This is a genomic window from Longimonas sp. (assembly GCF_040409695.1).
Lineage (GTDB): Bacteria > Bacteroidota > Rhodothermia > Rhodothermales > Salinibacteraceae > Longimonas.
Window position 1 is genome coordinate 1 of the sequence record NZ_JARWGJ010000222.1, and the last position, 19,853, is coordinate 19,853.

Annotated in this window: 19 protein-coding genes; 17 read left to right on the forward strand and 2 right to left on the reverse strand. The window is 60.4% G+C overall.

From position 1 onward, the window contains the following. The first annotated feature begins 251 nt into the window (after nucleotides 1–251). From PPP56_RS13340 to PPP56_RS13395, 12 genes are all read left to right on the forward strand, one after another. Nucleotides 252–713: a hypothetical protein gene (locus tag PPP56_RS13340; RefSeq protein WP_353564545.1), complete on the forward strand. Its 462-nt coding sequence runs from the start codon at nucleotides 252–254 to the stop codon at nucleotides 711–713. 131 nt (nucleotides 714–844) lie between these two features. Further along, the gene (locus PPP56_RS13345) at nucleotides 845–1,774 is read left to right on the forward strand and encodes a hypothetical protein (protein WP_353564546.1); all 930 of its coding nucleotides are present in this window, start codon (nucleotides 845–847) and stop codon (nucleotides 1,772–1,774) included. Between the two features lie 166 nt (nucleotides 1,775–1,940). Continuing rightward, entirely contained in the window at nucleotides 1,941–2,582 is a 642-nt protein-coding gene (locus PPP56_RS13350) for an RsmD family RNA methyltransferase (protein WP_353564547.1), read from the forward strand. A 60-nt stretch (nucleotides 2,583–2,642) separates the two neighbouring features. Beyond that, the gene (coaD, locus tag PPP56_RS13355; protein WP_353564563.1) at nucleotides 2,643–3,146 is read left to right on the forward strand and encodes a pantetheine-phosphate adenylyltransferase; all 504 of its coding nucleotides are present in this window, start codon (nucleotides 2,643–2,645) and stop codon (nucleotides 3,144–3,146) included. 105 nt (nucleotides 3,147–3,251) lie between these two features. Then, nucleotides 3,252–4,457: a pyridoxal phosphate-dependent aminotransferase gene (locus PPP56_RS13360; protein WP_353564548.1), complete on the forward strand. Its 1,206-nt coding sequence runs from the start codon at nucleotides 3,252–3,254 to the stop codon at nucleotides 4,455–4,457. 81 nt (nucleotides 4,458–4,538) lie between these two features. Next, the gene (locus PPP56_RS13365) at nucleotides 4,539–5,738 is read left to right on the forward strand and encodes a site-2 protease family protein (RefSeq protein ID WP_353564549.1); all 1,200 of its coding nucleotides are present in this window, start codon (nucleotides 4,539–4,541) and stop codon (nucleotides 5,736–5,738) included. Between the two features lie 4 nt (nucleotides 5,739–5,742). Beyond that, nucleotides 5,743–6,201 (forward strand): hypothetical protein, encoded by a 459-nt coding sequence (locus PPP56_RS13370; protein ID WP_353564550.1) that lies wholly within the window; start codon nucleotides 5,743–5,745, stop codon nucleotides 6,199–6,201. An 86-nt stretch (nucleotides 6,202–6,287) separates the two neighbouring features. Further along, a complete protein-coding gene (locus tag PPP56_RS13375) occupies nucleotides 6,288–7,808 on the forward strand; it encodes a FlgD immunoglobulin-like domain containing protein (RefSeq protein ID WP_353564551.1) in 1,521 nt (506 codons plus the stop codon). A 47-nt stretch (nucleotides 7,809–7,855) separates the two neighbouring features. Continuing rightward, entirely contained in the window at nucleotides 7,856–8,890 is a 1,035-nt protein-coding gene (locus PPP56_RS13380; RefSeq protein ID WP_353564552.1) for a PorV/PorQ family protein, read from the forward strand. 213 nt (nucleotides 8,891–9,103) lie between these two features. Further along, nucleotides 9,104–9,715 (forward strand): LemA family protein, encoded by a 612-nt coding sequence (locus PPP56_RS13385; protein WP_353564553.1) that lies wholly within the window; start codon nucleotides 9,104–9,106, stop codon nucleotides 9,713–9,715. 121 nt (nucleotides 9,716–9,836) lie between these two features. Further along, nucleotides 9,837–11,816 (forward strand): M48 family metalloprotease, encoded by a 1,980-nt coding sequence (locus PPP56_RS13390; RefSeq protein WP_353564554.1) that lies wholly within the window; start codon nucleotides 9,837–9,839, stop codon nucleotides 11,814–11,816. After that, nucleotides 11,813–12,781, forward strand: coding sequence for a TolB family protein (locus PPP56_RS13395; RefSeq protein WP_353564555.1), 969 nt, complete (start codon nucleotides 11,813–11,815; stop codon nucleotides 12,779–12,781). The genes PPP56_RS13390 and PPP56_RS13395 overlap by 4 nt, the downstream gene beginning before the upstream one ends. 39 nt (nucleotides 12,782–12,820) lie before the next feature. Here PPP56_RS13395 and PPP56_RS13400 read toward each other — a convergent pair whose 3' ends face one another. Beyond that, nucleotides 12,821–13,309: an NUDIX hydrolase gene (locus PPP56_RS13400; protein WP_353564556.1), complete on the reverse strand. Its 489-nt coding sequence runs from the start codon at nucleotides 13,307–13,309 to the stop codon at nucleotides 12,821–12,823. A gap of 115 nt (nucleotides 13,310–13,424) precedes the next feature. Between PPP56_RS13400 and PPP56_RS13405 the strand changes: the two genes are divergently transcribed. The 5 genes from PPP56_RS13405 to PPP56_RS13425 all read left to right on the forward strand — a co-directional run bounded on the left by PPP56_RS13405 (nucleotide 13,425) and on the right by PPP56_RS13425 (nucleotide 18,978). Next, nucleotides 13,425–13,745, forward strand: a complete 321-nt coding sequence (locus PPP56_RS13405; RefSeq protein ID WP_353564557.1) for a hypothetical protein — start codon at nucleotides 13,425–13,427, stop codon at nucleotides 13,743–13,745. 230 nt (nucleotides 13,746–13,975) lie between these two features. Next, nucleotides 13,976–16,282, forward strand: a complete 2,307-nt coding sequence (locus PPP56_RS13410; protein WP_353564558.1) for a TonB-dependent receptor — start codon at nucleotides 13,976–13,978, stop codon at nucleotides 16,280–16,282. A 44-nt stretch (nucleotides 16,283–16,326) separates the two neighbouring features. Continuing rightward, nucleotides 16,327–16,839 (forward strand): hypothetical protein, encoded by a 513-nt coding sequence (locus tag PPP56_RS13415; protein WP_353564559.1) that lies wholly within the window; start codon nucleotides 16,327–16,329, stop codon nucleotides 16,837–16,839. Between the two features lie 123 nt (nucleotides 16,840–16,962). Continuing rightward, nucleotides 16,963–17,721 carry a phosphocholine cytidylyltransferase family protein gene (locus PPP56_RS13420; protein ID WP_353564560.1) on the forward strand — a complete coding sequence of 253 codons (759 nt, stop codon included), beginning with the start codon at nucleotides 16,963–16,965 and terminating at the stop codon, nucleotides 17,719–17,721. A gap of 45 nt (nucleotides 17,722–17,766) precedes the next feature. Continuing rightward, nucleotides 17,767–18,978 carry a CDP-glycerol glycerophosphotransferase family protein gene (locus tag PPP56_RS13425; RefSeq protein WP_353564561.1) on the forward strand — a complete coding sequence of 404 codons (1,212 nt, stop codon included), beginning with the start codon at nucleotides 17,767–17,769 and terminating at the stop codon, nucleotides 18,976–18,978. Nucleotides 18,979–19,020: 42 nt separating this feature from the next. Here the strand turns inward: PPP56_RS13425 and PPP56_RS13430 are convergent. After that, a partial coding sequence (locus PPP56_RS13430) for a hypothetical protein (protein WP_353564562.1) occupies nucleotides 19,021–19,853 on the reverse strand: 833 nt, incomplete at its 5' end.

Consider the following 19,853-nt stretch of genomic DNA (forward strand, 5'->3'; position numbering starts at 1 on the left):
GTGAACTCACGGGTAAAGGGGGACGCCCCATCAATTCATGACAAGCTATGGCCTTCCGTCTTGCATTTCGATAGGGTAGCACATATTTTCCGGCTACGCTACGCAAGCGATTCATGAGCTTCCCGTGCCGTACATCCCGTACACAACTGCACCAAACGGCATATAGTGCACATAGATAGTGCACATCAGATGCGTGCGGCACGTATCCGCTTGCTTTTCCTCACTATTGTCTGCACCCACCGCTGCATTCTATGGCGCTAAAGAGCGATCGTACTCGAACCATTTTGCAAGTCGTGCTCGCCATCCTCATTGCCGGGCTCGCCTACCTTTTGTATTATTCCATCACCGCTCCGTATGAAGCCATCGAGCGTGAGCAGCAGCTTACAGAGGAGGTGCGTAATCGCATGATCGACATCCGCACCGCGCTGAACCGCTATGAGCGCGACAGCACGACATTTCCTGACTCCCTCGATATGCTCATGACTCATATCGAACGCGATACGGAACTGGTAGAAAACCGGGATAGCCTCTTCCTGACGTCGTTCGAACTGGATTCGATGTTCTACTCACCGCGCAGTGGCGAGCCGTTCGTATATACCCTGAGCGACACCGGACGTGTGGTATCGTACCTGCTCGAGTCGCCCGACTCGGATGATCAGATCGGTACGCTCGAAGGCGATCCTACACGCGTTAACGTGGCCAGCTGGGAGTAACGTGCCAGCCTGGTGCCGACCCGGTAGCGAAGCCTCAATTGGCTTCGTTGTGCGTCTGCCTGGCTTTCTTTGCTATCGTAACGTGCTTTCTTCCATGAGGAACGCCTCCACGCGCGCAGCATCTCTCCGCTATGGATACAGCCTATGATGCGGCTATTGAGCTGGCAGGATCGGTCTGCCGCGTGGCAGTACATGGTCCTGCAGGGGAGCATTACCAGAGTGAACACGCGCTGCCCTCAAACGGCGGAGCCGCGCTGATTGGCGCCGACGCGCCAGACGGGAGTCCGCAGGGGCAGACCTTGACGGCAATCTGGACCGCGCTGCAGGCGGCAGAGAATGCGGTTGCAGGTACGCTTCAGTCGCTCTGCGTGCTACTGCACGCGCCGGAAGGATTCGTCGTGCAGGCGCCCCTTGCCCAAACAGCATCAGAGACGGAGGTGCGCCGTGCGCTCGTGCAACAAGCTGCACTGCTCACCGGGGCGCGTAAGAAAGACGCGCTGCGCCTGGTGCATACGCGTGTTGCAGCCCCACTGCCCGGGCCCAAGAATCACCAGTGGCACCGCGCCCTGGTTGTGTCTGAAGCCGCCCGTCAACGCATCCAGCAGTGGGCAGATGCGCTTGATATCCGGTCTGCGACCATCGCCCACAGTGCATCACGTACATGCGAGGTGGACCCCACGCCGGGGGGGTGGCACCTGGGCATTGGGTGCTATGGAACGCACACCGAGATTGCGCTATGGCATGCGTTGAACTGTGCTTACGTGTACTATACGCCGCTTGCACGCACGGCAGCCGACCGCATCTATTTTGCAACGCTTCTCCTGAACCGCCTGCAGGTCGCGCAAACCGATCTTGTAAGGATGTGGACCTACGGCACAGGGGCTGAATCGGCCTCCGATATGCCAGCGCTGGCAGGCCTGCAGCCTCAACCGGCGCGCTTGGTAGACGCTGCCGATCTGCCTGCCTCCGCAGCACTCGCTGAGAGCGACGCCTACGGGCACCGCCTCCGCTGGGCTCCACCTCTTTCGGTGCTGCACAGCGCGGCGCCCCCATCGGCATGATGGCTGCCTGCTTGTGAGCTATGCCCCGGTGTGTGGGCAGCGCCGAACAGCACACGCTATTTCCGCAAAAAGCGAACCTGCACGCGTCCCGACTGATACAACATGTGTGCAGTGCGTCTTTATGCGCGCCTGCCACGTGCTCTCTTGTTAACGGACCGCAACTCCTATGCGCATCATCGCTGGAAAATTCCGTGGGCATACGATTGACTCGCCCGAAGGACACCGTACTCGCCCCTCTACAGCACGCACGCGCGAATCGCTCTTCAGCCTGATCAACAGTCGCATCTATCTACAAGATGCTGAGGTGCTTGATCTGTTTGCAGGTACCGGCGCGCTCGGACTTGAAGCGATCAGTCGGGGAGCTGCGCTCGTCACGTTTGTCGAGCAAGACGGCTACGTGCTCGACTGCGCCCGCGAGAACGCCGAAAAGCTGGGGGTGGCCGACCAGTGCCTCTTCGTACAGGGGGATGCGGTAACATACCTGCGGCGCTACGGCGGTCCGCCACTCGACCTGATCATGGCCGACCCGCCATACAAGCTGGATGCGATGGAAGAAATGCCCGACCTGGCGGTGCCGCATCTTAAAACCGACGGGGTCTTTACCCTGGAGCACAGCTCGCACCACTTTTTTGATGAGCACCCGCACCGGATGATGCATCGTGCCTACGGGCGAACCATCGTTAGCCTGTTTCGCCCGCCCCTGCCTCCCGAAGATCCGTCATCGGCATCCGACGAGGCGTCGTCATCGGCAGGCACAGAGGCATCCCCCAACACGACTCCGAACGAGGCTACCGGATCAGCAGCCTGACCGGCTGCTACCGCCTGTGGCCCAAGGCCGTATCGTTTCCTGCGAACTTAGCCCTCTCCTCTGCCTGTGCTTGCTCTGTACCCCGGCACCTTCGATCCATTCACGTACGGCCATCTCGACGTTCTGCGCCGGGCGCTCGACCTGTTTGACGCCGTTGAGGTTACTGTGGGGGTGAACGCGGAAAAGCAGACGCTCTTCAGCACAGAGGAGCGCATCCGGCTTATCAAGGAGTGCACCACGTCGCTTTCTGGGGTGCAGGTAGCCGCCCACGAAGGGTTGATCGTTGACCGTGCCACCGAGGCAGGGGCTAAAGTATTGGTGCGCGGCCTGCGGCAGGTCAGCGACTTTGACTATGAGTTTCGGATGGCCTTTGCCAATCGTAAGCTTGCGCCCGACCTCGAAACAATCTTCTTGATGACATCCGAGTCCCACGCGTTCGTAAGTGCCTCGATTGTGCGCGACGTGCACCGCTGGCAGGGCGACGTATCTAAGTTCGTTCCGCCCCCCGTGGTGGAGGCGCTTGCTTCCAAACACCAGACGGCCTCAAACGGGGCTGCCTCGTAGCCTGTAGTCTCACCTCGTTGCGCCGCCATCGGTACCCCAGCTGACGCAGTCCCCCAACAGGCTTGCTCCTTTCCTTCCTCCATTACGCTCTCTGTTTTTCGGCCCATGCCAGATACTCCTCGCTTTAACGCCCGCGTCGACCGCATGCAACCGTCGGCAACCCTCGCCATGAAGTCGCGCGCCTCTGCGCTGCGCCGTGAAGGCCATCCCGTTGTTGCGCTAAGCGCGGGCGAGCCTGACTTCGATACCCCCGCCGCAATCTCCAATGCCGGCATACAGGCTATTGAAGAAGGGTTCACCAACTATACAGAGAACCCGGGCATGCAGTCGCTTCGCGAAACGATATCGGACAAGTTCGAGCGCGATAACGGTCTGTCGTATAGCCCGGAGCAGATCCTCTGCTCCAACGGAGCGAAGCAGTCCATCGCTCTGGCGATTCATGTGCTGTGCGACGCAGGCGACGAGGTGCTCATTCCGGCGCCGTACTGGGTGAGCTACCCTGAGATGACACGCTTTGCCGGGGCCACGCCGCGTGTTGTATCCACAACACCGGAGCAGCAGTATCGCCTGACTCCCGAGCAGCTCGATAACGCCATCACCGAAGACACGCGGCTGCTCATTCTGTGCTCGCCCTCAAACCCGACGGGGTCGGTCTACACCCGCGCGGAGCTTGAAGCGCTTGCCGAGGTGCTGCGCGCGAACGACCACGTCTACGTGCTGTCTGATGAGATCTACGAGCATGTGGTGTTTGATGCCGAGCACATTGCCGTGGCCGGTCTGCCGGGACTCTACGACCGCACCATTACCATTAACGGGTTCTCAAAGGCATTTGCAATGACGGGCTGGCGTCTCGGCTACATGGCCGGCCCCGAACCCATCGTGTCGGCGGCGGGAAAGGTGCAAGGTCAGCTGACCTCCGCCCCCAGCAGCATCTCTCAGCGTGCGGGGCAGGCTGCGCTCACCATGGATATGCAGCCCGTATACGATATGGTCGCAGCGTTCAACGAGCGGCGCGATTACGTGCTGAGTCGCCTCAACGACCTGGATGGCATAACCTGCCCGACACCCGAGGGGGCGTTCTACCTCTTCCCGGATGTGTCAGATCTTTTCGAGCAGACGGCGCCCGACGGCACGCCCATCGAAAGCAGCAACGACCTGTGCATGTACCTGCTTGAGCAGCACCACGTAGCGCTCGTGCCCGGGGAAGCGTTCGGCGATCCGAACGGACTGCGCATCTCGTATGCATCCTCGATGGAGGACCTCGAAACGGCCCTCGATCGCATTGCCACCGGCGTAGAGGCACTCTCGTAAACCGTTCTTTTCAGCCAGGTCCCATGCGTGCGGTGTGCGCACCACGCCGCACGTGCTTTTCTTCTTCGTGCACGCTCCCCTATGCCCGACTCCTCGTCTCACCGCTTCTCGTTGCCACCCAGTGCGTCGTCGCAGACCTCCGACGACCGCGTCTGGCTGCACCTGTTGCTGTTTGTACTTACGCTTGCCTCAACTATCTATGCAGGCACGCTATGGGTGAACCGGGCCCCTTACTACGAAACAGCCGGTTACTGGCACATGTGGCTCGACGGACTGCGCTACGCCTTTCCGCTCCTGGCCTTCCTTACCGTACACGAGTTCGGACACTACTTTGCCGCCCGGTACCACGGCATCAACACCTCGCTGCCGTATTACATTCCGTTTCCGTTCAACGGCATCGGCAACTTTGGGGCGGTCATCCGGATTCGCGAGCCCATTCCGTCGATGCGTAAGCTGTTTGACATCGGAGCGTCAGGACCGGTCGCCGGGTTTGTAGTCGCTCTTGGCATCCTTCTGTATGCCTTTGCAACGCTGCCGCCCCCTGAGTACCTGCTCGACCAGCCCGGCCACGAAGCGCTGAAGCAGCATATCGAGCAGTACGGCACCTTCCCTGATGAGCCGCCGAGCCTCGACACCGACGACGAAGAGACCGCCGTTATCGTGGTGGGGCAGACCCCGCTCTTCTGGGCGCTCTCGCAGCTCTTCGAGAACGTGCCCCCCATGTACGAAATCTACCACTATCCCGTCCTGTTTGCCGGATGGCTGGCGCTCTTCTTCACCGCGCTAAATCTGCTCCCGGTCGGGCAGCTCGATGGCGGACACGTGCTGTATGCGCTCTTCGGGGCCCGATGGCATCGCCGCCTCGCCCGGCTCTTTGTATGGGTGCTGCTGCTTTCGGGCAGCATCGGCTTCATGGATGGCCTCGCTCCCCCCTTGATGGAGTACAGCGACTGGGGCTATCTCATGGCATGGGGGCTGCTTGCGGGAATTCTGTATCTGTACGGACGAAGCATCTTCCGCAACAACCCTGCACTTCAGCTTCTCAGCCTGGGCAGCCTGCTTGCCGGAACCGCCCTCGCTGAACTACAGTGGTTTGGGATGCACACCATCGGATACAGCGGATGGCTCATCTGGACGCTCCTGATTATCTGGCTCATTCGCGTTGAACACCCGCCCGTGCGCAAGCAAGAACCGCTCTCGCGCGGACGCCGATGGGTGGGCTATCTCTGCATCGCGATCTTTATCTCGTCGTTTAGCCTCAAACCCCTCTCCATCCTGTAGCCTCATGCGCCTCCCTCTTTACACCGCCGTTGGCCTGCTGATGGGTCTGCTGGCGAGCATGCTGCTCGTAGCCGGATGCGACAGCGCGCCCGGAGCTATCGCGCTCGACCGCGAGCCGCCCCGCGTGTCTAACCTGACGTACGCGCCGGAGCAGGTCGTCGTGGCCAACCCCGACGCCGAGACTGTCGAGGTGCCGCTGCAGCTTGTCGCCGACGTGGCGCCCGGCGATGCCCCCATCGAGCGCGTCACGTTCTCGATCCTGGCCAGCACAGCCGGACTCGGCGCCACCGGTCCGCTCGATAGCCTCGGCGCCCCCGCCTACGGACTCAACGCGCTGTTCGAGCTGCCCGCCGACCCCGATCAGTACACCATTCGCGTCTTCGCGACCGACACCGACAGCCTGCAGAGCAACGTGGCCCTTGGCCAGGTCCGTATCGTATCAGACACCACCGCCACGCCATGATATCTGCACGCCGGTTCATCCATTTTCGTGTTCAGAGGGATGCGGCACTCGGGCGGCTTTGTGCGGCCGTGCTGCTGTTGGTCTGTATGAGCGTTCCCGTTGTGCAGGCTCAAGACGCACCGACGATGGCGCTGCAGCCTACGAACGGCACTGCCAGCAACTTCATTCAGGTGCTTGCTGCCCAGGGCGATTCGCTCTGGACCGGGCCGAACCTTGCGCTTACCACCGACGGCGGGGCAACCTTTCGCGAAGTAACCGAACCGGCACTGCAAGACGAGGATAACGTGCTCTTTGCGCTGGCCGTGCGTACCGACCTGCCGGCCTCCTCGCTCGTGGCGGCAGGGCTTGCCTTCGACGCCAGCGGGCGCACAGCAGCAGGGGGCTTTCTTGTCTCGCGCGACGGCGGCAGCTCGTTCCGGTTTGAGCCCCCCGCCCTCGACGCGCCTCAGGATACCACCATCACCTACGGCGTAAGCACCCTCTCTGCACGCGCCGTCGTGCAAGAAACCGGGAGTGCCCCCCAGGATCTCGCCGCCTCGGTCACTGGCGACACGCTCTGGCTTGCAAGTGCCGACGCCGGCATCCGGCAGAGCACCGACGACGGCGCCTCGTGGACGCGCGTGGTGCTGCCGCCCGACGACCTCGATGCTATCGATCCTGCTACGGCATATGACTTTCGGCTGGCGGCTGCCCGCAACGGCAGCGGATCGTTCAACCACATCGGTAGCAGCGTACTGGTTGATGCTACCGGCACCGTGTGGGCTGGCACCGTGGGCGGGCTGAACCGGTCTACACCGGCCGACCTGGGGCCACAGGGCGATCGTGCCTGGCAGCGATTCGAGCACACCGGCCGGCCCGACGGGCTCACGGGCAACAACGTGGTGCGCATCGCAGAGCAGGCGCGCACAGGCGCCCGAAACGCCCTCTGGATGGCTACCTGGCCCGTAAACCTGGCGGCCAGCGACCGGCAGCGCTTCGGCGTTACCGTGACCCGCGACGGCGGCGCGACCTTCGAGCAGACGCTCATCGACGAGCGGATCTTTGATCTGGCGTTTGACGAAGATCGCGTCTACGCCGCGGGCGACAACGGCCTGTTCGTCTCCGACAACGACGGCAGCAGCTGGACCGCCATCCGGCGTTTTGCGCTACGTAGCGACCGGCAGTTCCACCGCCCTGATGCGGGCGTTCGCGCCGTTGCAACGACCGCTGATGCCGTGTGGGCGGGCACCACCGATGGCCTCCTGCGCAGCACCGACGGCGGCGCGACCTGGCAGCTCTTCCGGGCTAACGTTCCGCTCCGCCCCAGCGTGCCCGATGCCCGTGCAGTCGATACCTATGCCTACCCGAACCCCTTCACGCCCTCGCGCGACCGCGTAGTGCGCATCCGGTATGAGCGCGAATCAGCCGGAGCAACTCGCATCCGCATCCTCGACTTTGAGATGCGCCACGTGCGCACCTTGCGCGCCGAGAGCGACGGACCTGGCGAGCAAGAGATCGCCTGGGATGGCACCGACAGCGGCGGGCTGCGCTTGCCCAACGGAACCTACTTCTACGAGGTAGAGACCGACCAGGGCCCGGCCCGTGGCAAAATCCTGTTGATAGACTGATGGCACCGATGGTCCCCATAACGCTGCTAATGCTTTTTCCTCGCCTCATGCGCTGCGTACGTGTGCCGGTGCTGGCTGTATGTATCCTCGTCCTGCTTACGAGCACGGGCCCCACGCTGCTGGCACAAGATACAGCCGCGGGCGCGTTCTCACGCATCGGGGTGGATGCGCAGAGCATGGCGCTTGGCAACGCGCTTGGCGCCAGCCCCGAGGGCGACGTCGCCGCCCTCTACAACCCCGCGCTCGCCCACCAGGCCACCGGACAGTACTTTTCGCTCTCTGCCGCGCTCATGACATTCGACCGTGAGCTGCAGATGGCCTCGTTCAACACGCCCCTCGGCCCCACTGCAGGCATCAGTGCGGGCGTGATGCGCGCCGGCGTAAGCAACATCGACGGACGCGACCGCGACGGGCGTCCCACCGAGACGCTCTCAACCGATGAGTACGCGCTGTTTCTTGCGTTTGGTAATCAGTTTTTAGAGCGCCTGGCCGCCGGCGCTACGCTAAAGCTCTACCTGGCCGATCTGGTCGACGAGGTGGGCACGGTGCAGAGCCTCGGCGTTGATCTCGGGATGGTCTATACCGTACGTGAGGGCACACGCCTGGGCCTGTCGGTGAGCGATCTACTGGCGTCGTACGAATGGGATACGGGCGGCACGGGCGGGCGCTCGGCCAGCGATGCCTTTCCGGTGCGCGTGCGCATCAGCGCGGCCCAAGAGCTGCACGGCGAACGCCTGCTGCTGCTGGCCGAGTACGAGGCGCGCTTCACCGACCGCGAGCAACGGCGGCGCATCCCCCGCGAAGACGGGCTGCAGCCGGCCGAGCGATTTGACACGCAGGACTTCCGCATCCACGAATCGCTCGGACGCATCGGGGTGCGTTATCGTCTGGCGGATGTGCTCGACGTGCGCGCCGGCGCCGACCGCCTGGGAGCCGATGGTTTCGACGGGTGGAAACCGAGTGCTGGATTCGGCTTACACCAGTCGCTCGGCACGATCGATCTGCGTATCGACTACGCGGCCGTCGTCGAGCCCTATGTGACGGACTTGATGAATGTGCTCAGTATCCGTATCTACTTGTAAGGTGCATGTCGTTATACAACACGGGCCTGCTACCCGGCTACAAACCGGCTACAAACCGACTATAAAGCGCATCGCCTGATGAAAACGCACGCGCTGTGCTCAACCTGGACCACCGATGGCCGTTTACAGGCGTGCTTTGCGCATACATAGATGCGCGTACATAGACAGGTACCGCGCGCCCCTTTACCTTCGTTTTAACGCCCCCGATACGCTATGTCAACCATTCTGATCATCGTCGTTGTGCTGGCGATTCTTCTCATTCCCGTGGTGTTGATCGGGATGTACGCTGTAAGCCAGTACAACAAACTCGTTCGCCTTGACCAGCGCTACCAGAGCCTGTACTCCGATATCAACGTGCAGCTGCAGCGCCGGCACGACCTCATCCCCCAGCTGGTCAACACCGCCAAGGGCTACCTGAAGCACGAAGAGCGCATCTTCAAGTCGATCACCGATGCGCGCCGGCAGGCTGAGGACGCACGCCAGAAAGCGGAAGCCAACCCCGGCGACCCCGAAGCCATGAAGCAGCTGGCTGCAGCCGAAGAGCTGCTGAACAAGCAGATCAGCGGGCTTATGATTCAGGTAGAAGATACGCCTGAACTGAAAGCCAACGAAAACATGCTGAAGCTGCAGGAGCAGCTGGAGACCACAGAAAACAAAGTCGGGTTTGCCCGCCAGGCCTACAACGATGCCGTGCGCGCCTACAACACCGCCCGCGAGAGCTTCCCGACCGTCATTATCGCCAACATGTTCGACTACGGCGAAGCGGAGTACTTCGAAGTCGAGTCGCCCGAAGTGCGCCAGGCGCCCGAGGTATCGTTCGACTAAGCGTGGCGTTTCCGCCCGCCGACCCGCCTGTAGATCTGCCTGTAGACCTGTGCAAAATGCATGTCTGCATGCGGATCACTGATGTGCGGATCACTGATGTACAGAGTCCCCTCGTTCTCCTATGAGAAACTTCTTTGAGCGCCAGGATGAGGCGCGGCGCAACACCAAGCGGCTCATCATCCTGTTTGTCGTAGCTGTAATTGGGTTGGTCATTGCGGGATATGGCGTGGCCATCCTTACACTGCTGTTTTTGGCTGAGGGAGGCGTTTCGCTCTGGAATCCGGGCTTGTTCTTCGTGATTGTGGTCGGCACGGCTCTCATTGTGGGAGGCGGTAGCCTGTTCAAGATCAGCCAGCTTAAACAGGGCGGGCATGTTGTAGCGGAGGCACTCGGCGGGCAGCCGCTCGGTGCGCATCCGTCAAACTACGACGAGCAACAGCTCCGCAATATCGTCGAAGAGATGGCGATTGCCTCGGGCGTGCCAGCGCCGCAGGTGTACATTCTTGAAGAGGAGGGCATCAACGCCTTCGCCGCCGGATACACGGTCGACGACGCTGTCATTGGCGTAACCCGGGGCTGCATGCAGGCGCTGAACCGTGCCGAGCTGCAGGGCGTGATTGCCCATGAGTATAGTCACATCCTGAACGGCGACATGCGCCTCAACATCCGCCTGATGGGCGTGCTGAACGGGATATTGCTCATCGCCATTCTGGGGCGCACCCTGCTTCGCGCTACCTTCTACAGCAGCATGGGCCGCCGCCGTAGCGACGATAATAAAAGCCAGCTCGTTATGATTGCAGCGGGCGTAGGGCTGCTGGTCGTTGGGAGCGTGGGACTGCTGTGCGGGCGCCTCATCAAGAGTGCGGTGTCGCGCCAGCGCGAGTTTCTTGCAGATGCCGCTGCCGTGCAGTTTACACGTAACCCGAAAGGCATTGGAGGGGCGCTCAAGAAGATTGCAGGATACGACGCTGGCTCGAAGATCGAGCATCCAAAAGCTGAAGAGTCGAGCCACCTCTTCTTCAGCGATGGCGTTGCCAGCAAGCTCTTCGGCGGAGGGGCCTTCGCGACGCACCCGCCGCTGGATGAGCGCATTCGCCGCATTGACTCCGAGTTTGACGCGGAGCGCGCGTCAGGCTCCTCCTCGCAAGACGCAGCGGGCCGTCGCGCATCGGGCGCCGCACAGGCGGCCGGGGCATCCGGGTTTGCCGCCGGCGCTGCCGCTGGAGCCGCCGCGGCACGTTCTGCGTCCAGCGGTTCGCCAAGCGCCGACGAGGTCGTTTCGCGCGCGGGCGAGCTTACGGCAGACGACATCGATTTCGGGGCCAAGCTGCGCAACGCGCTCCCCGACGACCTGCTCGACGCAGCGCACGATCCGCTCAGCGCAACCGCCATAATCTATGCCCTGCTCCTCGACCCTGATGAAAAGTCAGACGGGCGCGCTGCACAGATGAAGGTGCTCCGCGAGCACGTATCCAAGGCCGAGCGCGAAGAAACCGAGCGGCTTCTGGACGATGTGCATGCGCTTCCGCACCGCCTGCGTCTTCCGATTGTAAACATCGCGGCGCCGGCGCTGCGCGAGCTAAGCAGCGACCAGCATGCGACCATCCATGATACCGTGCAAGCGCTGGTGCGGGCCGACGACCAGCTTACCGTGTTTGAGTATGCCCTCGAATCCATCATCCGGCATCGCCTTGACCACATCGCGCACCCGGCCGACGAGCGTCCGCGCTTCAAGCAGTTCAGCCAGATCCAGGACGATGCGATCGCAGTGCTCTCGATGATCGCCCAGGCAGGCGCATCTAAGAATCGGGATGCCGCAACGGCCTTCCGTGCCGGACTTGGCGCGTTCGAAGCCGTGACCGACCCCAGTCAGTACCGCCGCGTAAGTGCGCGCCCGGAGCGCCTCGACGAAGCGCTTGACCGCCTGGCGCAGACCTACCCGGCTCTCAAAGAGCAGGTTATCGACGCCTGCGCTCGCTGCGTGCTGTCCGACGACACGGTCACCGACGCAGAAGCCGACCTGCTTATGGCCGTAGCGGAAGCGCTGGCCTGCCCCATCCCTCCCTTCGTTTTACAGTCTGACGCCATCTCGTCTTCATGAGTCACATGCCTGCGAGTCTGTTCGACCATCGTCTGGTGCGAGGGCTCCTCGCGAGATGTGGGGAAGCACGGGCGATGCGTACCGGGGTGCTCATCGCTGCGCTGGCTATGGTTCTTGGAGGCTGCGTTCCGGATGAGCCTACGGCTCCGCCACAGACCGACATCCACCTGAGCGAGTATGTCGTTTCGGGCGATAGCATTGCACTACGCATCCCGCTAAACCGCACCGAACGCACCGGATACGACAACCAGCCCCAGTTCACTCGCGACGGCACGGCGCTTCTCTACACCTCCGAGCGCGGCAGCTCAACCGACATCTACCGGATGTCGCTCAGCAACCATACCACACGGCCCATCACGGCTCTCCCAACGAGCGTCTACTCCCCTACGCCCCGCACCGATAGCACGTTTGTCGTCGTGCAGGTCGAAGACGACGGCGCGCAACGGCTGTGGGAGTTTCCACTCTCCAGGACAGCCCCCGTAACTCCCGATGAGGGCGCGCTGCTTCTTCCCGAGGTAGAGCCCGTAGGCTACTTTGCCTGGGCCGATGCAGAGCAGCTGGCTCTGTTCGTGCTGGGCGCGCCCCATATCCTGCAGTGGGGCAATGTGCTAACAGGACGTGCCGACACCGTACGAGTTGATATCGGACGTTCGCTTGAGTCACGTCCGCAAGATGCAAGCGTCAGCGCGGTACAGCGCCACGAAAACGCGCCCGACTCCGTGCTCGTGGCGTATGGGCCCGACGAGGTGAGCGTGTACGCCCCCACACTACCCGGTGAGGGCGACCACACCTGGACGCGCGAAGGCCACCTGCTTATGACGTCGGGCACGGCGCTCTATCAGTGGCACCCAAACGCCGGGTCGTGGCGCGAGGTGTACGACTGGGACCCTGCCACCCCGTCGCGCCTGGCCGCTTCGCCTACCGAAAACCGGCTGGCCGTTGTGGTGGCCCCGCCCGAGGAGTAACCAGCGAACCCGCTCCGGTCATGTTCGGGCGTTGAGCGATTACCATTCTTCGGGCGGAATGACGAGCGAGGCAGGGATACCCGCCGACAGCATCTGTCCGATAAGCCGTACCAGGCGCTGCTGCTCGGGCCACTGCAACTGCCTTGCTGCCTCCTCGATAGGCCACCAGGCAGCAGTGTCGTGCTCATTGTTGAGCGCCGGCGCGCCGCTGACCCGAGCGGCAAAAGCCGGAATTAAGTTGATGCGGTCGTGCCGCCACTCGTAGAAGCGATTGAGCGACGGAACGGCCCAGAAGCGTTCAGGCGTGAGCCCGGTCTCCTCATCGAGTTCGCGCAGCGCCGCCTGCCAGGCGGTCTCATCCGTCTCGATTTTACCGCCCACCATGCGCCACGTGCCAGCGTACGACACGTTCTGCGATCGGTGCAAAAGCAGCACCTCCGGAGCTGAGCTTTGCATCCGATAGGCGTACACATCCACGACCCGTGCGCACACCTCTACATGGGCTGCATGCAGTTCGCTACCATTCATATGTTGACATAAATATGCGAGTACAAAGTAAATGTAGTACTGCCACGGAACAGAAGACGGTAGCGGTCATTGTGCAAGGTGCATCTGTCAATAAGTACACACCAGTGCGTAGCACATGTACACATGGCGCCACATTGCGGCCCTTGTGCTTCTTACGACGTTCGTCGTAGGAGGCGTGTTGGTTCCTGCCGCCCATGCTGTGCATCATGCCAAAGATGATGCATCTGCGGCGCAAGAACAAACGTATGTGGCAGACGCACATCATGAAGCAGATGACTGCCAGCTCTGCGATGCTGTCTTTCAATTCTCTGGCAGCGTTACGCTCGACGTGCCGGCACCTGTCGCAGTGCCTGCTCTGCACGCTGCACTAAACGGCACCGCCGTATACACCCACGGCGCCGATACGCTACACATCCGGGGGCCTCCCAACGCATAGTCTTCCGCAGCCTGCACCGTACGTGCAGGTCACCCGCTTGTGTCTTTCTTCGTAGCAGGCAACCTGCATGCAAAGGAAAGGCATACCTGTGGTCTCACACAGTTCGTCCGGTGCCGGATGCAACTGTAGCTGTTGGTCTTCTGAAAGTGTAGTCGTTTATGCAACGCCCCCTTGTCTACGTTGTTATTGTTGCCAGTCTGCTCTGTGCTGGCATAACGCTTGGGCTTTTTGTGTCCGCATCTAATGCAACCCCGAAAGCAGGCGGGCTGGATGCGGATGGGCTCCGCCCGTCTGATGGCACAGTTACGGGCCAGGTGGTCGACCGCACGGATGGGAGTCCGCTACCCGGAGCTACTGTACGCCTGCTCCCCACCGATCGCGGACAGGCAACCGATGCGGAGGGGCGCTTTACTTTTGAGGAGGTACCTGCTGGTACGTACGAGATAGACGTGAGCTTTGTCGGGTACGCCTCCAAAACTACAGAGGTCGAACTCGACGCAGGAGCCACCGTCTCCGTAGAGGTCGACTTACGCCCCGCGAGTCTTGGACTTCCAGACATCGTTGTGACAGGCACCTTTCGAGCGCGTGCAGCATCAGAGGTGTATCGTCCCACTTCTGTATTGACTGGGGAAGCCTTGCAGGAGCGTCTTCAAAGCAGCGTGCCTGCCACGCTGGAGCGCGTCCCTGGCTTTTCGATGGAGTCGTTCGGCCCCGGCGCGGCGCGTCCAAACATCCGAGGCATGGGCGGCGACCGTGTGCTCATGCTTGAAGATGGACAGCGCACCGGCGACCTCTACGCCACCGCCTCTGACCATGGCGTGATGGTGGAGCCGCTTAGTGCAGAGCGCATGGAAGTAATTCGGGGTCCTGCTAGCCTGCTGCATGGCCCGAACGCCCTTGGTGGGGTCGCCAACGTAATCCGCAATGACATTCCCCGCGAGCAGCCCGACCGCGTAACGGGGCTATTCACAACACAGGCCGCCTCGGTAAACAACGGCCTGGCTGCAGGAGGCACCGCATATCTTCCCGCCGGCAATTACACCCTGCGCGGTGAATTCACCTATCGTCGTGCAGGAGATACGATGACGCCTGAAGGCGAGCTCGACCGCACCCAGCTCGACGTAGCTAACGCAAGCCTGGGTGCCAGCCGCACCACATCATGGGGACTTTTCGGGATGTCGTACCGGTTTTATGATAACACGTACGGCATTCCAGGCGAGTTTAACGGCGAACTGATTCCTGGTGGCCATGCAGGAGGCGTCGATATTGAAGCGACCCGCCACGTGGGCCGCCTGCGCGTGCTATACGATCAGCGCCTTGGTTTCTTTGATGGGATCGAGTTCGATGCTAATCTGACCCGGTATATCCACGACGAAATTGAGCGCCGCCGCGATGGACAGCAAGATATCTTTGGCGCTCGCTTTGACCAAATGACCGGTGAGGCGACATTAATGCTGCACCATCAGCATGAGCCGGGCGGTATACGAGCAGAGGGCGCGGTAGGGGGCTCAGTTCGTGGAACGGATATCTCCGCGTTTGGAGCATCGCCCGGAATGCGCTCCGGCCAGAGCCTTGAAGCCGCACTGTACGGATACGAAGAGTTTTCGCGCGGCCCCGTTCGTTTGCAGCTTGGCCTTCGGTACGATTACCGTGCCGCAGAGCCTGACGATAAGCGCGATATTCTTGCCCGTACGCAAGAAGCCGATGCTCCTATTCGAAAATCGGTGCGTGCTCGCACATTTAGTGGTCTGTCGGGTGCCGTTTCCGGACTCTACACCGTAGCCAACGACTGGACCGTCGGGTTCAACGTATCGCGCTCCTTCCGCAGTCCGCACCTCCAGGAACTGTACTCCGATGGGCCTCATCTGGCAGACTTTTCGTTCGACATCGGAGAACCTGACCTGGATCCTGAATATGGCCACGGCGCCGAGCTCTTTGTTCGAGGAGGAGGCAACCGCCTTAATGTTGAACTGGCAGGATACTTCAACCGCGTTCAAAACTACACATTTCACCGCAACACCGGTCAAACCTGGATTGTGGACCGCAACATTCCGGTCTTCGAAGCCGCAGGAGCCGATGCTAACTTCATTGGCGTAGAGGGGCAACTCCAGTGGATCATGCTTCCTGATGTGGAGCTCGATGCATCGGCCAGCTACACGCGCGCCACACGCATCGAGAACAGCAACCCCCTGCCGTTCATCCCTCCTCTTAACGGACATGCGTCTCTGCGTTATACCCCCGGCAACTGGTCTGCCTCTGTAGGCACCAAGTTCGCCGCGGCTCAGAATCGCGTTCCAAATGCCATAGAAATTCCTGGCACCGACCGTGCCGAGCGTCCGCGGCAGCCCACAGATGGATACGGGTTGCTCAATGCCAGCCTTGGCTATGAGACGAACGCCCACGGTATGCGCCACACGTTCACTCTTCGAGGCGATAACCTGACCAACGCCGTCTGGCGTGATCATCTGTCTCGCACGAAAGATGTTGCCCCCCAACCGGGGCGCAACCTCACACTAACCTACCGAGCACGCTTTTAGCACGCCCGGTACCTCGTTCGAACTCACATAAACGCTGTTTAGCCATGAAGTACCCACCCCTACTTTCACGACTTGCCGTTATCACGTTACTACCGGCTCTGCTCATTCTGGGCGGATGCGATGCCCTTGGCATTGGTGGTGACGACCACGCCGACCTGGGCGAGCTTGACGTTGTCGCTCCCGATGGCACCGTTGCCGCTACCTGGACGATTGACGGCGGCTGGAATGTCGATTCGCTGCCTGCAATCCCTGCTGACGAAAACGTCACCTGGGATGTCAATCTTGTTGATCGCGACGGAGAAGCCTTAAGCGCCGACGACGGCTTTACGGCTCGATACGATGTGGAGAATCCCGATCAGAACATCCTGCACTTTGAGGGCCGTGATGTGGACTCCGTGAATGGCGTAACGCTCTTTCACGGCAGTGCCGTCACCTTCTCTGCCCAGAATGCCGGAAGTGTAGATGTGCAGTTCTTGCTCTGGCATGACGGCCATGCCGACGATGCAACGGACTTCATCACACTTCCCGTTGAGCCTCCATCGAACGACGAATCATAATCAGGAACCTCGACACACCGGAGGAGCCCTGGTCGAATGGCCAGGGCTCCTTTTTTCCTGTATGTGCCCCCAACCTGTTACGCTTCACCGAATGTTTATCTCCATGCCGAATGTCTGTTGCTCATGCCTTGCATACGTACTGCTGTAATTCCAGCTGCCGGATTAGGGCGACGCCTTCGCCCACTCACAGATTCCAGGCCAAAGTGCCTGGTTGAGGTCGATGGCGTTCCATTGCTCGAACGCACAATCCATGCACTTGAACAGAACGGGTTTGAACGGCTTGTTCTAATCACGGGGTATCGGGCAGAAGACATTCGAAAGTTTATTGCCTGCCACAACACGTCGTTACAGGTCGAAACGGTGCATAGCGCGCGCTACGATGTGACGAACAACATCTACTCTCTGTGGCAGGCGCGTACCTGTGTCGATGAGGCGTTTGTCCTCATTGAATCCGATCTCATTTTTGAACCGTCTGCACTCGCCCCATTCACTCAGCCTAACCGCATCGCCCTCGAAGCGTTTGACCCGATGCTTCACTCCGGGTCAACTGTTGTGCTCGGCAATGAAAACCGCGCCACACACATGTATGTGGAGGAAGCCCCCCCGCACAACGAAACGCTGTACAAGACAGTAAATATATACTCGTTTTCCGCATCCACCTGGTCTAAGATCCGAACAATCATTGCGCGGCGCATCGATAACGGACGCGTCAATTGTTATCACGAAGCCGCCCTTGCAGAGTTGGTTGATGCCCGTGCTGTGTCAATGGAAGCGGTAGATTTTAGTGACATGTGGTGGGACGAGATTGACACCCCCGAAGACTTGGACCGTGTCAAGCACGAGCTTCAGCAGGCCTTTTCCGGGTCGTCATTGGCTTCGTAAGCATCGCCCTTCTGCACTACTTCTCCCGCGCATGTACTGAGTGTAATGACAACTCCGTACCCGTTGCAATGGATTGCCGGCCTGGCCTCTGCCGTGCTACCATACATTCGGCCTGTACACCCGCATCGTGTGGTGCTCACCTCGTTCCATGGGGATGGCTACCGGGGCAATACAAAAGTGTTGTTCGAGCACTTGATTGACCATGAGACATTTGAACCCGTCTGGCTTAGTCGCAACCACACCCTGGTGCAAGACCTTAAAGATCGATTTGGCCCTGAGCATGCAGCAAAAGCACACTTTCCGGCTGGACTCACCGCACTGGCTGAAGCGCGAGCACTGTTTCTGACCCACGGCACGAGCGACTACCCGTTTCTCTTTCTGCCCCGCCATGCACTTCGCATCCAAACGTACCACGGATTGCCTACAAAACGGGGCGAGTACCTGCGTCCGCACGCCGATGATCCGCCGAACTGGATGCACCGCCAGATCTTGAAGTATCGGTTTGAGCCTATCACCCATTTCCTGTCTTCGTCTTCCCAAGTCACCGACGTGTTTTCGGCTCGATTCGGCCTCCCCAAGGCACGGTTTGTGGAGACGGGGTTTCCATCGTACGATGCGCTCATGAACCGAACGGTACCGCCGTTCAATGCACACGATTTTTGGCCTAACGCACCAGCCGCCGAATCGCTGATCCTTTACGCTCCTACCTTCAGAAAAGTAGGGCAGTCAGACACGTTTCCGTACCGCACCCTATTGAGCGCAGAGTGGTTTCCATTTGAGGATCTAAATATAGAACATATTGCTCAGTTCTTGGACGAACACCAGGCGATTCTGGCGCTCCGTCCGCACCCCAACGAACAGACGTCGTTGAAACGGTTCACGTCGGCATCGCCTCGTATTGTGTATGCCGGACAGGAGGCAATTGAAGATGTAAACGAGCTTATCCTACGCGCCCATGCGATCATCACCGATTACAGCGGCATTTACATTGAGGGGCTGCTGAAGGACGTACCGCCGGTGTTTGTTCCGTACGATCAGGCAACCTATGAACGAGGGTTTGCCATTCCATACGAAGAGGTTACGCCCGGGCCCAAGGTCCACAGGCAGCAGACCCTCCTCACCGCACTTGAAGAGGCACTGCAAGGAGCTCCCACGTATGAAGAAGAGCGCAAGCGGGTGCGTGATCTTTTCTTTGCGGAGACCGACGGACGATCCACAGAACGGGTTGTTCAGATGCTGGAGGATGAGTTGCTGTAAAGCGTGGCACGGCATGCTTGGAGGCAGAGATGCCACAATCCATCAGGAAGAGGATAGCGAATCCTCTTCATTAGGAGCCTCTTCAGGCGCGTCTTCTGCGGTCGGTTCGCCTCGTTGAAACGACGCCACTTGATCGGCATCGGTGACAGCGTCAAGGTCAGGGTCGTCTGAGGTGTAGGAGATAATCAGGAAGAGTGACAGGTGAGCCGTCTTTTGGAGTACACCCATAACGAGCAGCATACCGGCCACTGCGTCCATGGCCATACCCAGAATGCGCGACAACTCGATACCTGCACCGACAAAGATCATATCTCGGCTGGGCAACGGAAGGCGGTTCAGCGCGATAAATGCGGCCAGGAAGGTGAGCCATACCGAAAACGACGTATCCGGGATGACAACCATCCACTGCAGCATGAGCAGTCCGTGGTAAATTAGAAAACGAACCAGATAGATGGCAGCCACGGTGCCGGCCGTCTGCATGGGCAAGCTAAACAGATGACGTCGAAACTGAATCCCGACGCCAATCAGTACAGCGATGAGGACGGCTCCTGTGATCCAGTACACAGCCTGCACATCGCCAATAAACTGCATGATCTCCAGCTGTCCGGAGTACACCAGTCCACCGATTAAAGCAAACGCAACCGCTGTAGACGTAACGGCCGACAGAATGTTGTTGTCGCGAATGTGCGCAAGCAAGGCGCGGCTAGACTGCGAGATGTGCCGTCGTGCCCACAGGAAAAGATAGAACTCGCCCGAGTAACCCATCACCTCCTCGTTGTACACCCGCTTCGTCAGGAACGCCTTGAAGCCTTCAAATGGCGGCAGCGGCCATACCTGGCGATAGATAAAGATTTCAGCAAGCGGGAGGGTGAGAT